The sequence below is a fragment of the Cyclobacterium xiamenense genome, assembly GCF_042140265.1.
In the GTDB taxonomy this organism is placed as follows: domain Bacteria; phylum Bacteroidota; class Bacteroidia; order Cytophagales; family Cyclobacteriaceae; genus Cyclobacterium; species Cyclobacterium xiamenense_A.
This window is the reverse complement of sequence record NZ_CP159481.1, coordinates 2,074,054-2,089,029: the sequence shown is the minus strand read 5'-3', so window position 1 is coordinate 2,089,029 and position 14,976 is coordinate 2,074,054. Positions and strand designations below refer to the sequence as shown.

The 14,976-nt window shown below is 49.6% G+C and carries 11 protein-coding genes; 7 read left to right on the top strand and 4 right to left on the bottom strand.

Going from position 1 to position 14,976, the window contains the following annotated elements; translation table 11 throughout:
• Positions 1–22: 22 nt before the first annotated feature.
• From ABWH99_RS08835 to ABWH99_RS08825, 3 genes are read left to right on the top strand one after another with little or no spacing between them, the layout of a single operon-like run.
• Positions 23–2,452 carry a hypothetical protein gene (locus ABWH99_RS08835; protein WP_375585918.1) on the top strand — a complete coding sequence of 810 codons (2,430 nt, stop codon included), beginning with the start codon at positions 23–25 and terminating at the stop codon, positions 2,450–2,452.
• Entirely contained in the window at positions 2,449–3,495 is a 1,047-nt protein-coding gene (locus ABWH99_RS08830; protein ID WP_375585917.1) for a glycosyltransferase family 4 protein, read from the top strand. The genes ABWH99_RS08835 and ABWH99_RS08830 overlap by 4 nt, the downstream gene beginning before the upstream one ends.
• Entirely contained in the window at positions 3,488–4,345 is an 858-nt protein-coding gene (locus tag ABWH99_RS08825) for an FkbM family methyltransferase (RefSeq protein WP_375585916.1), read from the top strand. Before ABWH99_RS08830 ends, ABWH99_RS08825 begins: the two co-directional genes overlap by 8 nt.
• Here the strand turns inward: ABWH99_RS08825 and ABWH99_RS08820 are convergent, their stop codons facing one another.
• Both ABWH99_RS08820 and ABWH99_RS08815 read right to left on the bottom strand, forming a co-directional pair.
• A complete protein-coding gene (locus ABWH99_RS08820) occupies positions 4,346–6,652 on the bottom strand; it encodes a T9SS type B sorting domain-containing protein (RefSeq protein WP_375585915.1) in 2,307 nt (768 codons plus the stop codon).
• A 10-nt stretch (positions 6,653–6,662) separates the two neighbouring features.
• The gene (locus ABWH99_RS08815; RefSeq protein ID WP_375585914.1) at positions 6,663–7,304 is read right to left on the bottom strand and encodes a hypothetical protein; all 642 of its coding nucleotides are present in this window, start codon (positions 7,302–7,304) and stop codon (positions 6,663–6,665) included.
• Positions 7,305–7,491: 187 nt separating this feature from the next.
• On the opposite strand from ABWH99_RS08815, the gene ABWH99_RS08810 reads away from it, so the two are divergent.
• Positions 7,492–8,982, top strand: coding sequence for a lipopolysaccharide biosynthesis protein (locus tag ABWH99_RS08810; protein WP_375585913.1), 1,491 nt, complete (start codon positions 7,492–7,494; stop codon positions 8,980–8,982).
• On the opposite strand, the gene ABWH99_RS08805 is transcribed toward ABWH99_RS08810, so the two are convergent.
• The gene (locus ABWH99_RS08805) at positions 8,979–10,265 is read right to left on the bottom strand and encodes a glycosyltransferase family 4 protein (protein WP_375585912.1); all 1,287 of its coding nucleotides are present in this window, start codon (positions 10,263–10,265) and stop codon (positions 8,979–8,981) included. The two genes, ABWH99_RS08810 and ABWH99_RS08805, sit on opposite strands and share 4 nt — an antisense overlap.
• A 63-nt stretch (positions 10,266–10,328) precedes the next feature.
• Positions 10,329–11,795, bottom strand: a complete 1,467-nt coding sequence (locus ABWH99_RS08800) for an NADP-dependent isocitrate dehydrogenase (protein ID WP_375585911.1) — start codon at positions 11,793–11,795, stop codon at positions 10,329–10,331.
• Between the two features lie 314 nt (positions 11,796–12,109).
• On the opposite strand from ABWH99_RS08800, the gene ABWH99_RS08795 reads away from it, so the two are divergent.
• The 3 genes from ABWH99_RS08795 to dut are packed head-to-tail and all read left to right on the top strand — an operon-like array spanning position 12,110 to position 14,864.
• On the top strand, positions 12,110–12,895 hold the full coding sequence (locus ABWH99_RS08795; protein ID WP_375585910.1) for an enoyl-CoA hydratase/isomerase family protein: 786 nt from the start codon (positions 12,110–12,112) through the stop codon (positions 12,893–12,895).
• An 18-nt stretch (positions 12,896–12,913) separates the two neighbouring features.
• Entirely contained in the window at positions 12,914–14,443 is a 1,530-nt protein-coding gene (locus ABWH99_RS08790; protein WP_375585909.1) for a lipopolysaccharide biosynthesis protein, read from the top strand.
• Positions 14,433–14,864, top strand: a complete 432-nt coding sequence (dut, locus tag ABWH99_RS08785) for a dUTP diphosphatase (protein ID WP_375585908.1) — start codon at positions 14,433–14,435, stop codon at positions 14,862–14,864. Before ABWH99_RS08790 ends, dut begins: the two co-directional genes overlap by 11 nt.
• Positions 14,865–14,976 lie beyond the last annotated feature (112 nt).

Genomic DNA, 14,976 nt, shown 5'->3' with positions numbered 1-14,976 from the left:
ACGTAGACCGACCTTTTGGACCATGGATTTTATTAATAAGCATACGATTGTCCCGCATTTTTTGGCCGTACTTTCCTTTTACCTCCTCGTGGTGACCTACTTTTCTCCGCTCGTATTTGACGGGAAAATGATGTTTCAAACCGATATTTTGCAATGGGAAGGATCTGCCAAAGAGCTTCTGGACTATCGCGAAAGCACGGGAGAGGAGGCATTGTGGACCAACCGCATGTTTGGCGGCATGCCCGCCTACCTGATTCACCTCGATCCAAAAGGAGATATTACCAACACGCTGCTGAAAGTGATCACTCTGGGATTACCCCATCCCATCAGTGCCCTGTTTTTCGGGATGACTTCCATGTACCTGTTGTTGCTTGGATTCCGGATTCGATCGCTGATTGCTGTGTTGGGGGCATGGGGCTTTGCATTCAATACCTTTAACTTTCTGAGCCTGGAGGCCGGGCACAATGCCAAAATATGGGCCGTATGCCTGATTCCATTGCTCCTGACCGGCGTCCACTTGGCCTTTCATGGAAAAAAACTACCCGGCCTCGCCCTGACGGCACTGGCTGTATTGCTGCAACTCAAGTTCAACCACCTGCAAATCACCTATTACACCTTAATCCTGGTAATCGGCTACGGGGTGGCACAGTTGCTGGTCTTTTTTCGGGAAAAAAGATTGCCCGAATTTGCAAAAATTACCGGATTCTTGCTGGCAGCGGCGGTTCTGGGTGGCTTGGGAAACCTGGCGCGTTTGTCCTCGGTTCTGGAATACGGTGCGTTCTCCATCCGGGGAGAAAGCAACTTGCAGGAGACCGGACAGAATAGCAGCGGCCTGGATCGGGATTACGCATTCAGCTGGTCCAACGGCAAATTGGAGACCTTTACCCTGCTGATCCCCAATTATTTTGGCGGTGCCAGTCAGCAGGCCCTCCCGGAGGATTCAAAATCGGAACAGGCCCTCCGCGCACAGGGAGCCGATCCCGCACAAATCAATCAATTTGTACAGAATGCCCCCACCTATTGGGGAGATCAACCTTTTACGGGAGGGCCGATATACGGAGGGGTCATCCTGGTGTTTTTCTTTGTATTGGGGCTGTTCTTTGCACCACCGCCCTACCGAAACGCCTTTCTTACCCTTACTCTGCTGAGCCTGATGCTTTCCTGGGGGAAAAATCTGGCCTGGTTTAATTTCACCTTGTTTGATTACCTTCCCGGGTACAACAAGTTTCGGGCGGTATCCATGGCCCTGGGAATAACCCTTTTCCTGATTCCTTTACTCGGTGCGCTGGGATTGGAAAACCTCCTGCAACAGCCCCAGAATCCGCAGACCAAAAAAGGCTTTTTTATGGCCCTCGGCACCACGGTAGGCCTACTCCTGCTGGGAGTTATCATTGCTTTTGGTTTGGATTTTCAGGGTACTGCATCCGCAGGTTACCCGGATTGGCTGCAGCGTGCGTTGAAGGCCGACCGGCAGCACCTCCTGCTTTCAGACACCTACCGCTCCCTGTTTTTTATCGGGGGAGCGGCCTTACTGATTGGACTGGTGCGCTACAAGGTACTGCAAAGCCGATGGGCCTTGCTCGGCGTCGGCCTTCTGATCCTGGTGGATGTCTGGACCGTCAACAGGCGGTACCTAAACGAGGAAAGCTTTACCGAAAACCCAAGTGCGCAACATTTTGCGGCAAGCGCGGCCGACCGTAAAATCCTTCAGGATACTGCCTACTTTCGGGTATTAAACGTTCAGAACCCCTTCAATGAAGCCCGCACCAGCTACTACTTCAATAGCATCGGAGGCTACCATGGTGCAAAAATGAGTCGGTACCGGGACCTGATCGAGCGGGTACTGACGCCGGAAATGAACCGTTTTATTCAAAAAGCCCAGGAAGGGAATTTTGACTACCAGGGCATCCAGGTATTGAACATGCTGAACACCAAATACATATTGGCTGGGAGAGCTGAAAATGCCGTATTTACCAACCCCGAGGCAAACGGCCCCGCCTGGTTTCCCGAGCAAATCATTCCCGTTGGTTCCAACAAAGAGGAAATCGGCGAATTGGCCGAAATGAACACAAAAATTGAGGCTACCTTTACTCCTGCCGATGGGGAAAGCGTACCCCCTCCGGGTAGCGGGCAACTGTCCCTGAAAAGCCGGGGGCCCAACCACCTCCACTATGTTGCCCAAGTGAATAGCGCCGGTCTGGCGGTGTTTTCCGAAATCTACTATCCCAAGGGCTGGGAAGCCTTTGTTAATGGAGAAGAAACGGAGATCCACCGGGTAAATTATTTGTTGCGCGGCATTGTGCTTCCGGAAGGCGAAGTAGAGGTAGAAATGGTATTTCGGCCGGAAAGCTATTATCGAACCCGAACGCTTTCGGCTATCTTTCAATACGCGGTGGTACTGCTGCTACTCCTAAGCGGCTACCTGGAAATAAAAACCCGATTTCGGGCATGAGAAAACGGAAATTGCTTTTTGTGGCCCCGTTTTTCCCTTCCTTTATTCGAAGTGACATTCGTTTGCTACAAGAAGACTACCTGGTGCGAATCAATACCTATCCCTGGCAGCACAAATCCCTCGCTCCCTTGTTCTTTTTTCTTCAGTTCTTTTCAGTGCTGTTCGGTATTCTAAGAACCGATGCTGTCCTGATAAGTTTCGGGGGGTATTGGTCGGTTTGGCCGGTACTATTCGGGAAACTGCTTGGAAAAAAAACACTGATCGTGTTGCACGGAACGGATTGCGCTTCCATCCCGGAATTGGGCTACGGTAGCCTGAGGATCCCTTTGTTAAAATGGGCCTGCGGCCTCTCCTATCGACATGCGAGCGCATTGGTACCGGTAAGCGAATCGCTGGCCGGTACCGAGCTGGATTTTGATCCCACCGTGCTCCACCGATTCCAGGGAATACGTCACCATTTTCCGGCGATCACCACATCGATACATTCCGTACACAATGGATTCGACCCGGAGCGTTGGCCTTTTGAGCATTTTGAAAACAAAGCACCGGACTCCTTTCTGGCCGTCATGTCCGCCGCACAATACCGGCTAAAAGGAGGAGACCTTATTGCAACCGTGGCGAAGTTATGTCCCAATTTTACATTCTCTATTGTGGGAATGGATGCGCCCGGAACGACCCATCCGGCAAACCTTCATTTTCTGGGAAAGGTATCGCAGGAGGAATTGGCCCGCCGTTACCGCCAACACCGGTATTACCTGCAACTTTCCTCCTTCGAGGGATTTGGCTGCGCACTGGCGGAGGCAATGCTATCGGGTTGTATTCCCATCGGCTCTTCTGTCAATCACATTCCCAGAATCATTGGAAGCAACGGGTTGGTACTCGAAAAGAAAGATCCCGACAAGCTATGTCGGCTGATCGATCAACTGGTCAACTTAAAAGATCCGGAAAAATGGGCGCTAAATGCCCGAAGGCGGATCGTGGAAAATTACTCGCTTGCTTCCCGAAAACAAAAACTTACCCAGCTACTAAACGGCCATGCGTAACAGAATTGAAAACTTTCTTGCAGGGATATCCCGGCATTTATATCGGATTCCCGGTGGTTTTTTTGTCGTGGTACTCTTGAAACGGATTTTTCCCGCTACCAATACCTCCGAGTTTTGGAAAACCTTCCGCTTTAGGGGCATGGTGTTTCGGGTGGATGTGTCAAAGGGCATGGGAAACGCGATTTTCTGGAGGGGTGCACACGACTGGGCGCCGTTATTCGTTTTGGAGCGGGTGTTAAAAAAAGGAGAAACCTTCATCGATATCGGGGCAAATCAGGGGGAATATACCTTGTGGGGACTGCGCAAAGTTGGCCCTGAGGGAAAGGTGCTTGCCTACGAACCATCGGAACGCATTTATCGGCAACTTGAAGAAAATATCCGGCTAAATCCCCGTTACAAAAACGCCATCGTTCCCCGTAAGTTGGGACTATCGGATCGTCCCGGAACACTGAACCTGTACACCAAATCCGGAACCAATGAAGGGGTGAATAGCATGTTTCCCTCGGCCGAACACGATGTTTTCCTAAACGAAATTGATTTATCTACCCTGGATGAAGAAGTAGAAAAATTGGGTTTAAAAAGAGTGGATTGCCTGAAAATTGATGTAGAAGGCGCCGAGTTGGCCGTTCTGAAAGGTGGCCTGAAAACGATTGCGACATTCAGACCAAAAATTCTGGTAGAAATAAACAAGGAGTCCTGCAACGCCGCAGGATACGAGGCAACGGAGCTGGTTCATTTTTTAGAAAATCAACACTACAACCTGTTTACCATCGGTCTTCGTGGAAAATTGATCCCCCTAAAAAAGGATCGCATTCCCGAATTTAGCAATACCCTTGCGTTTCCCCTTTGATTAGTTGACGAGACTGAATGAGCCGGCGTTTTGGTTATCTCTCTCTTGCAAATCGGTGTACCGTAGCTTGTACAAATAGCTTCCAGGCGGCATTTCGATCCCCTTGTGCGTACCGTCCCAGCCCTTGCTGTGGATATCCTCGGTAAAAAACAGCAGTTCTCCCCACCGATTAAATACCCAAAATTGAAGGCTTTTCACCCTGGAAAAAACAGGGAAAAAGTAATCGTTGGGGCTATCCCCATTTGGGCGGAAAGCAGTGGGTACCCTGAGAAAAAGTCCGCTTATTTCTACATATTCTTCGTAACTGCGCTGACACCCATTTTGATACGTCACGTCCAGCCGCACCAAATAGGTACCAGGTTCACCATACCTTACAGTCGGGCGCTGTTGGGTACTTTCCTGGCCATTTCCAAAATCCCAATGAAACGAGTGGTCCCCTCCCGAATTTACCTCACCAAAAAACTGGATATCGGAATCTTGAAACAAAACTCCGGATTCGGTATAGGAGGCAGAGCTGAAGGAAAAGGTCGCCTGCAGGTCGGGATCGTCTACCTGGGTTAGTTCAACGGTTTGACTTGCTGTACAGCCGTTCAGATCGGCGAGGGTTAATCGGTACACGCCTGCTGCCAAATCAGGGATTACATGCCGCCCACTTTCCACGATAACTACCTGTTCAGAAAAAGCGCCTACGGTACCACTTTCTTCCACAATGTCCAGGACAAAAGGTAGGTTTCCGCCTTCGACCATTATAACGATGGTTCCAAGGGCATCTTGATCGCAACCCAGGTTCAGGTAACTTTCACTTTCCGAAACCTCCAGGACAAAATCGGGAGGGTCAGGTACGAGTAATGTAATTTCCTCGCTGCAACCCAAGGAATCTGTTACTTTCACCGTATATTCCCCCGGCGCAACATCGGTTAACGTAGGGGTGGAAGCTCCGGTAGGATCGTTCCAGAGATAGGAAAAGGGCTCCACGCCGCCAGTCACCAATACTCCGATTTCATTTTCGTTCTCCTGACCACAGCCGGCAGAAATAGTCAGCGCTGGCAGCAGGGATATATCATTCTTGTACAGTGTAAACACCTGGTAGCATTCGCTCTGGGGCGAATGTAAGGCATAGAGCGTCAATTCATTGGTATCCATGATGAGGTCCTGCCCGATAACCACCCCTGGTTCGCCCTGATTATTGGGTGGATGCTCATAAAAATCAGTACCCGCTGGAAAAAAACCAGCGAAGCTACTGACAATCACCTGATTGGTTTCTGATACGCATACAGGGATCTCCAAACTTTCCAAGCTCAATCCACAATTTTCTTCTAAAAACGGGTTGATCGCAACCTCTACAAGCAGTGGGCCGGTGATGGATTGGTTCAAGCAGGCTTCCGATTGGATGTAACCTGTGATAAAAGGAAGGGGATCAAGGGGAGTTTGGGTGAGCGCATTCTCTCCAAACAGCGTGCCGTCAATCGCTAGTTTCCCGTCACAGATACGCAGAAGTTCGGAACAATCTTCCGAAACCTCTACCACATAATCAAATGTACCCATAATCCCCTGATTGTCTTCCCTCACCGGTAATTGTCCCATTTCCCAAACGATCGTCCCGGCGGGTCCACGTGCAGGTACAAATGTAAATTCGCCATTGGAGTTTTGGTCGACAAACAAATTCGGGGTAGCCTGCGAAAAGGTGAGGCCTGCCGGCAGGGGAATTTCAAGCCTGGATTGATCCACCGCAATTTCACCCTTGTTTTTTACGGTGGCCCTGAATTCCAACGCATCACCAGGGAAGATTTCAGGCGACTCTTCGTCTACCTCAATTCCGTTTACAGAACGTAATTCGTGAAACGTCTCCACCTCCACATCGTTGGCATCTATGGCCATGGTGATGTTGTAGATTACATAAACATCCCAGGTGGACCCGTACCGGAATCGCGTACGCGTTTGGTTGTTTCCTAGTATTGAATTGTTGGGATTATCGACTTCAAAGACAGCAACATCCATTCCCGTGTTGTTTTTCAGGTTCGGGTTTCTGGGATTGCCTCCGGTATAAATGGACGAATTAAAGAAATTAGCAACATCGTTATTACCATGGCTCAGTCTTTCAAAATCGTTGGTTGCCTCCCCTTTTTCTATTGCAAAATAATCGCCATCTGCACCTACGTCCCCCTCACCGGCCATTACCCCCAATTTGACGCGTACGTCCCCGCTTTCGGTAGCAGAAAAACCAGATACGTCGAAATCATAAAAGGCCGCACCCTGCCCCCTCACAAAAGCATAGCCATCAAAAACAGAAACATCTCTTTTTTTCATGACCGGGTTTTCATAGACAACCACCATCCCCCAGCCTCCGTAGTGGTAATTTGTGCCTTTCTATCAACCCAATATCTGCAACCGTGTAGGCTCCTTCTCCCCAGGCACGAACCCACTCGGTAACATCCTTGTATCCTACAAACATGCCCAGATCCTCGTTAAGCGTAGCGGGATACCTGATCTCATCATCCGTCACCTCCAGTTCGAGGTATTCGAGCTGACCCGGACCTTTAAATTTCACTTTTCTTTTGTCAAACGGTTTGCGGAAGATACCTTTGGTTACATCAAAGGTAACGTCTGAAGGCCCCCTTCCTGACCAGTATAAGCCGGCAAACAACACCCTGGAGCAAGCAGAATTGGCGCCATTTTCTCTAGAAAACTGAAGGGTGGCGGTTGAACTGTTGAACGTCTCGGGGTCGGCATCCACATCGACGAATACCATCATGCCGTCGTTCATCAAATCCTCTCCGTAATTCGACAAAGTCATATTCGTATTTCCGATCATGGAGAAATCACCGTTGATACTGTAAATGGACCGGGAAGGGGACAAAAGGGAAGTCCGCTCCGAAAAATCAATCCGAACCTGAGAAAACACGGTCCCGGTCAATGTAAAAAACGAGAGAAAAGCTACTACTAAAAATTGTCTCTTCATAAAACCGAATGCTATCCCGTCAACTTTGAATCACAAGAATACGACAAAATCTAATTTCTCCATGCCTCTTGCTAAATTAATTTTCTAGTACAAAGTCCTGTAATTAAAAACCAGTAACTTGGTCCAAATTTAACGGATACCGGATACCTTTACGTCGTACCGTTTTACGTAATCCGAAAGCGTCCCTTTGAGCAAATTAGCCAAACAAAGCATCCTAACCACCATCTCGGCCTACCTGGGCGTGGTAATCGGGTATTTCAACCTGCTGTGGTTGCTTCCGTTTGTGTTGGAACCGGAGCAAATTGGCCTGTTTAAGACCATTCAGGACATGGCCCTGCTGCTAATGCCCTTTGCACAAATGGGTGTAGGCAATGGGATTACCCGGTTTTTTCCGCAGGTAAAAAATGACCCCCATTCCTTTTTTACCTTTAGCTTGTTTTTGGGATTGGTAGGCTACACGCTGGTTTTGTTTCTTTTTATCCTGTTTAAGGAGCCGCTCATGGCTGCATTTTCTGAGAAAGCACCAGAAGTAAACGAATACCTGCAAGTAGCCCTGCTGATCACGTGCTTGTCGGTGGTCAACAGCCTGCTCGATGCCTTTAGCCGCTCCTATTTGAAAATTGCCATCCCTTCCCTGATTCGGGATGTGCTCTTGCGCTTGTTGATGGGTGCATTGGTGCTGGGCTACTATTTTGAGTGGTATTCCTTTCCCCATATGCTATGGGGCATGGTATTGGTGTATTTTCTGACCGTACTGAGCATGGTCGCCTACATGCGGAAAACCGGCATGTTATCCCTGAAATTTAATTGGGCCGGAATACCCTCTCCACTAAAAAAAGCCTTTTTCCGGTACAACAGCATTACCTTACTGGGTACGGCAGGAGCACTGCTGATCATGAAAATCGACAGCCTGATGGTGAGTTCCATGATCGGACTGGATGCCAATGCCATCTATACGATTGGTTTTTCCATCGCGGTGGTGATTGAGATGCCTCGAAGAGCCATTTCACAGGTAGCCATGCCCATAATTTCGGAAAAATTTGCTGCCCATAAGCTGGATGAAATACATAGCCTGTATAAGAAAATCGCTGTGAACCAATTGCTGGTATGCGGGCTGGTCTTCCTGCTAATCTGGGTAAACATCGATTCCCTGTATCATTTTGTACCCAATCGCTCGGTCTACGAAGCAGGTAAATGGGTCGTACTACTCATTGGACTGGGAAAATTGACCGATGTGGTTTTCTCGGTGAACGGTGAAATCATCGTCTTTTCCCGATTTTACCTGTTCAATATCACGGCCACCCTCCTGATGGCGGTCGCGGTGGTGGCCTTTAACCTGGCGTTAATCCCCCGCTACGGCATCGAAGGAGCGGCATTTGCCTCCTTGCTGGCCATGTTTTTTTACAATTTTTTGAAGTTTCTTTACGTGAAAGTAAAGCTCGGATTCAACCCCTTTACCAAAGCGGTATTCCAACTACTCCTCGCGGGAGGCCTAAGCTGGACGGTGGCTGGCCTTCTATTGCCCAAAATGGATTTCATCCTCCTGGACCTGCTGCTGAGAAGTGTCTTGCTGCTGTTGGTATACCTCTCCCTGGTGCATTGGCTAAAGGCTGCGCCCAAAGCAGAAAAGTGGCTGCGAGACCGGGCAAGCAGGTGGCTACCCTCGCTCCGTAACTAGGGATGCTGCATTCCCTGCAACAGTTCTGCCAATTGCCGCGTCAGGTTCCTTCGGTGAAAGGGCTGCCCCCGGTCTTCCCTCCCCTCCTCCGGGGATAGCTGGCGGATCTCCTGCAAGTAACGAACCAGGCCGGCGGTATCTTCGTGTGCGAGTACCTTCCCTGCGCCCGCTTGGGCAATAATCTTTGCTGCATCCCCTTCCGGATCCCCCAGCCCGATGATTTCCCTGCCGGTAGCCATGTATTCAAAGAGCTTACCGGGGATATTGCCACGGGCATTTTTGGTCTGGGTCAATATCAGCAGTAGCCGATGGGCTTTTTCGTAGTAGGAAAACACCGCTTCGTGATTTAGGTAACCCGTCAGGTGTACGTGCTCCTGCAGCCAATCGTCCTCCCGAATCCGGTCCAGCAGTTGTTGGCTGACTTTTCCAACGAAGGTGAGGCGCACCCGATTCCGGCTGGAGCCAAACACCTCCTTCAAAGCCTGCAAAAAAGGAAAGGGATTCCGTATACTGTCGATCACACCGGTGTAGACAATCTCCAGGGTTTCGCCGGGCTCGGAAACGGGGGAAAAACCCGCGGGAAGGTCCTCCGGATCAAAGCCATTGGTTAACAAATGCACCTTCCGTGAAGCCAGCTGCTCCATTTCCCTGGCAAAGGTAGGCGAAATGGTCACCAGCACATTCGCTTCGCGAAAAACCGACGTTTCAAGTTTTCGGTGTTTTTTCCTGGCAAAGGACGTTAGCTTCAAGGTATCTAAAAACTCCCAGGCGGACCAGGGGTCGCGGAAATCCGCCAGCCAGGGCGTACCGGTTTTTCGCTTCAAATCCCGGCCGATCAGGTGCATGCTATGGGGCGGGCCAGTGGTGATAATGGCCTCAAATGCATTGTCTTCCCAAATGCGCTGCAAAAACTCAACGGAAGGCTTCACCCAGAATCGTCTCGGGTCCGGTATCAGGACATTGCCCCGCAACCATACAGCAATTTGATCCAGCAAGGAGGGATTTTGTTGCTCCAGAATCCGCGAGGGGTCCTTGATCCCTCCCTTCTTGATTCGCCGGAAAAGCTGGTAAGGCTCCCAAATGGGAAACTTCAACACCTCGGTACCTGCCGCCACTTTTGCCTCGAGTGATGGATCTACCAAGGCAAAATCCGGATTCTCGGGCGTAAAAATCACCGGTTGCCAGCCGAATTCAGGCAGGAATTTGGAAAACTTGAGCCAACGTTGTACACCGGAGCCGGCGCTTGGCGGCCAGTAATAGGTGATAATCAATACCCGTTTCATACCGAATAGAAGAAACGCAAGCAAGCCCGAAAGGAACCGGCTGGCGTAGGTGAAAGTTTGGATTTATTCCCCTTGTGCCAGGGAAAAACCCCTGACCCCATCAAAAGTGTACAAATTTTCCGTCTTGATAAAGTCAAAGCCCAGCTGTTTTACCTGCTGCAGAACCTCGATCAACTGCTCGTGGGTAATGGCGCTCTCATCTGCGTTAAAGAAACGTACCCGCCAATGGTCCGAACAGAAGGTTTCTTTCATTCCGCCCGGATACACCCGCACCCCTCTGTTGGTGATCAACTGCATCTTCAACCCCTCCGCATCTACTGCGCGCAGGGCTTCGCCCAGCACATTTGGATCCCGGTCGTCCCCTTTCCAATCGATGAAAACGTCCAATCCAATCAGGACTTTTTTGGAGGTTTTCCCAGGTTTGATGCTCAGGGCTGCTTTCATTTCCTCCTCAGACCGGGTGGACCTGGGAAAGGACGCTTTTTTCATGGTGACTGGACTGTCCCCAAGCCGGTCGATGACCGCAGCGGCAAACTCCTGCGTTCCGACTCGCTTTTTACTAATGCCTTCCTGAAAAATATCTCCCGTATGTATGCCTTCTTCCAGGGTTCGCATCCAGGCATTGCTGATCGTTTCTGCTACCGCCGGTTGCCCGATATGCACCAGCATCATGATGGCCCCATTGATCAGTCCGGAAGGGTTGGCGATGTCTTTGCCGGCAATGTCCGGGGCAGAGCCGTGGATGGCTTCAAACATAGCGACCTCTTCTCCCACATTAGCCGATCCCCCCAGTCCGACAGAGCCGGTAATCTGCGCCGCTACATCCGAAATGATGTCACCGTACAGGTTCAATGTCACGATCACGTCAAACATCTCCGGACGGTCGGCAATCAAGGCCGTACCAATATCGATGATCTTGTGGTCCGTTTGAATGTCCGGATATTCCCTGGCCACTTCATTAAAAACCTGATGAAAGATGCCATCCGCCATCTTCATGATGTTGTCTTTGGTCATGCACGTGACCTTTTTCCGGTTATTCATACGGGCATATTCGAAGGCATAGCGAACAATCTTTTCACTTCCCGGACGGGAAATCAATTTGAGGCACTGATACACTTCCTCGGTTTGACGGTGTTCGATTCCCGCGTACAGATCTTCCTCGTTTTCCCGGATAATCACCATATCGGTCTCGGGAAAATGCGTGCGGATAAAGGGAGAATAGGCCTTGCAAGGCCGCACGTTCGCATACAATCCCAATGTTTTTCGGGTCGTTACGTTCAAACTCTTGAACCCCCCTCCCTGGGGGGTGGTGATGGGCGATTTTAGAAAAACCTTCGTTTCGCGAAGGGAATCCCAGGCAGTTGGCGCTATTCCCGAACTAATACCTTTCAGGTATACCTGCTCTCCGATTTCGATGACTTCAGTCTCTATGGCTGCACCGGCAGCCTCCAAAATGGACAGGGTGGCTGTCATGATTTCCGGACCGATTCCATCCCCATAGGCGACTGTAATTTTTCTTTTGTCGGACATATAATTTGCTCACGTTAGGTTTTAAGATGGGACAAAAATAGGAAAAATTGATACAGTAACATTTCAACCGCCCGTTTATTCGGCAAGAATCGACTGCATCGCTGGTACCTGAGAAAGCCTCCTCACGAGCTCCTTAAATTTCAACGACATATTTTTTGCTATTTCAGTTTTGAACAACCATTTTATAAATTCAAAACACACTTTCTTGATGATTTATTTTAAATGTCGGTTTTTGATCCTCACGATTTTTAACCGAATCTTTTGTGATTGTTTGCACTCCTCGTATATTTGAGCCGTATCATTGAAGAATTGGAATGGCAGAACAAAAAAATATTCTTTTCGAAACGAAAGACGGAATACTTTACCTGACCATCAGCCGAGAGTCTAAACTCAACGCCCTAAATTTCAACACCTTGGAGGAGTTGAAAAATATTTTCAACGAGGTGAACGATAATCGATCCATCCGTGGGGTGATCATTACCGGGGCCGGAGAAAAAGCATTTGTGGCGGGTGCGGACATCAATGAAATTTCGGAGTTGAACGAACTAAACGCCCGAAAATTCGCTGAATTTGGCCAGGAGGTTTTCGAAATCATTGAATCCTGCCATAAACCGGTGGTGGCCGTGGTCAATGGCTATGCTCTGGGAGGGGGCTGCGAATTGGCCATTGCCTGTCACATGCGCATCGCAACTACCAATGCAAAATTTGGGCAGCCCGAGGTGAATTTGGGCCTCATTCCCGGATACGGTGGCACCCAACGCCTCACCCATCTGATCGGTCGGACCAAAGCTACGGAAATCCTGATGACCGGCGACATGCTTGATGCAAACGAAGCCAAAGCCCTGGGACTTTTAAACCACGTGGAGGCAACCAAGGAGGAAGCCATCGCAAGGGCCGAAGAGATTCTGAAAAAAATCATGAGCAAAGCCCCGCTCTCGATCGGCATGATCGTGGACTGCATCAATGCAGTTTTTGCCAACGATGAAAATGGCTACCAAATCGAAGCCAACAGTTTTGCCCGGTGCGTCAAATCGGAAGACTACCGGGAAGGCACCACCGCTTTTCTGGAGAAAAGAAAACCTAACTTCAAAGGGGAATAATCCCCTTTTTTTATTTTTATGGGGCTATTAAAAAAATTAGCCGGGCAATCCGCCATCTACGGTATCAGCAGTATCCTGGGAAAATCCATAAACTTTTTATTGGTTCCTCTCTATACGGGCTATCTACCAAAAGAGGATCTTGGTTCCTTTACCATTCTCTATGCCTTGATCGCTTTCCTCAATGTGGTATTCACCTTTGGTATGGAAACCTCCTTTTTTCGTTTTTCCACGGGTAAGGGCCTTGCGCCCGAAAAAGTCTACCGGAATACGCAGTCGCTGGTATGCCTGGTGGCACTTGCCCTGGGATCGATCCTGTACCTGGCAGCTGCTCCACTTGCAGCAGTATTTGATTTTTCCGGAAAAGCCCACCTGTTTCGATGGGCCGCGCTGATTCTTACGATCGATGCCTTGATGGCCATCCCTTTTGCCAAATTACGGTTGGATGGCAGGGCGGTCACCTTTGCATCCGTGAAACTAATAAACATATTCCTCAATGTGGGATTCAATATCTTTTTCATTGTCTTCGCCTTTCACGTGGCCAACGGAGATATCCTCCCGGATATGCAGCCCTGGGTCACACAATGGTACCGGGCAGAGGGGGGCGTGGACTACATTGTCCTATCCAATGTCCTGGCCAACTTTTTGATTTTACCCCTGGTATGGAAACTCGTGGGCAGCTGGACATTTGAGCTCAAGGCATCCATTCTTGCTCCCATGTGGCAGTATGCCCTACCCCTGCTTTTTATGGGGCTCGCCGGAGTTACCAACGAAGTCTTTTCCCGGGGACTTTTCGAATACGCCCTTCCGGAAAATTTCTACCCCCAACTCAGCGCGCGGGAGGCAGGTGGGGTGTTTGGTGCAAATTTCAAGCTGGCAATCATCATGAGCCTGATCATTCAGGCCTTTAAGTATGCGGGCGAACCCTTTTTTTTCCAGCAATCCGGAAATGAAAACAATCCGGCAGTATTTGCCCGGGTCATGCACTGGTTCATTATTTTTTGCTCGCTGCTCATGGTAGCAGTAGCGGTCAACCTGAAACTGATCGGGAGCCTTTTTTTTCAGGCGGGGGGATACGAGATCGCCCTCCCGATGGTACCCATTTTGCTAATGGGCTACCTGCTGTTAGGGGTGTATTACAACCTAAGTATTTGGTTTAAAATCACCGACCAAACCCGATTCAGTTTTTACATTACCTTTGCGGGAGCGCTGGTGACCGTGCTCATCATCCTGACCCTGGTGCCAGTATTCGGATTTGTCGGCGGCGCACTCAGCACGCTCGGATGCTACCTGACCATGGTGATCCTGTGCTACCAGATCGGGCAAAAGTACTACCCCATACCCTATCAGACAAAAAAGGGGCTGAGCTACCTGGGATTGGCTTTTCTATGTAGTTACGCCGGGTTCTGGCTGGATACGGGAAACCCTACCGTCGATTTTCTCCTGCACAACGGGGTATTTCTGCTGTTTCTGGCCCTGGTGTTCTTTATGGAAAAAAACGAACTATATACATTATTTCATTCCATACGTAAGCGTAATCATGCAAATTAACGTTATCAACAAATCCAAACACCCGCTACCTGCCTACCAAACCAAATTGTCCGCCGGACTCGATCTGCGGGCAGCCTTGGATTCACCGGTGGTTCTGAAGCCACTGGAGCGGCAATTGATCGGAACGGGCTTGTACATCGAACTCCCTCCCGGTTACGAGGCTCAGATTCGTCCCCGGAGTGGTTTGGCCTTTAGGTTTGGGGTGACGGTGCTTAACAGTCCCGGAACGATCGATGCCGACTACCGGGGAGAAATTAAAATCCTGCTTGTTAATATTTCCAATACCGATTTCATCGTTCAAGATGGAGAACGGATCGCACAGATGGTGGTGGCCAAACACGAGCAGATAGGATGGAACAGCACCGAAAATCTCTCCAAAACCGACAGAGGGTCAGGAGGCTATGGAAGTACCGGAAAGTAGTCTGAATCGGCCGTACCGGAAAGGTAGGGGCGTCTTTTGGGGAACCAATTGCGGGCATTAATTGTAAGAAAAGATAATACGAGTAAATCCTGTCGCCCTTCTGAAAAATCGT

Coding starts and splice junctions, on each gene's coding strand:
- ABWH99_RS08835 (WP_375585918.1), top strand. CDS start 23: ATGGATTTTATTAATAAGCATACGATTGTCCCGCATTTTTTGGCCGTA.
- ABWH99_RS08830 (WP_375585917.1), top strand. CDS start 2,449: ATGAGAAAACGGAAATTGCTTTTTGTGGCCCCGTTTTTCCCTTCCTTT.
- ABWH99_RS08825 (WP_375585916.1), top strand. CDS start 3,488: ATGCGTAACAGAATTGAAAACTTTCTTGCAGGGATATCCCGGCATTTA.
- ABWH99_RS08820 (WP_375585915.1), bottom strand. CDS start 6,652: ATGAAAAAAAGAGATGTTTCTGTTTTTGATGGCTATGCTTTTGTGAGG.
- ABWH99_RS08815 (WP_375585914.1), bottom strand. CDS start 7,304: ATGAAGAGACAATTTTTAGTAGTAGCTTTTCTCTCGTTTTTTACATTG.
- ABWH99_RS08805 (WP_375585912.1), bottom strand. CDS start 10,265: ATGAAACGGGTATTGATTATCACCTATTACTGGCCGCCAAGCGCCGGC.
- ABWH99_RS08800 (WP_375585911.1), bottom strand. CDS start 11,795: ATGTCCGACAAAAGAAAAATTACAGTCGCCTATGGGGATGGAATCGGT.
- ABWH99_RS08795 (WP_375585910.1), top strand. CDS start 12,110: ATGGCAGAACAAAAAAATATTCTTTTCGAAACGAAAGACGGAATACTT.
- ABWH99_RS08790 (WP_375585909.1), top strand. CDS start 12,914: ATGGGGCTATTAAAAAAATTAGCCGGGCAATCCGCCATCTACGGTATC.
- dut (WP_375585908.1), top strand. CDS start 14,433: ATGCAAATTAACGTTATCAACAAATCCAAACACCCGCTACCTGCCTAC.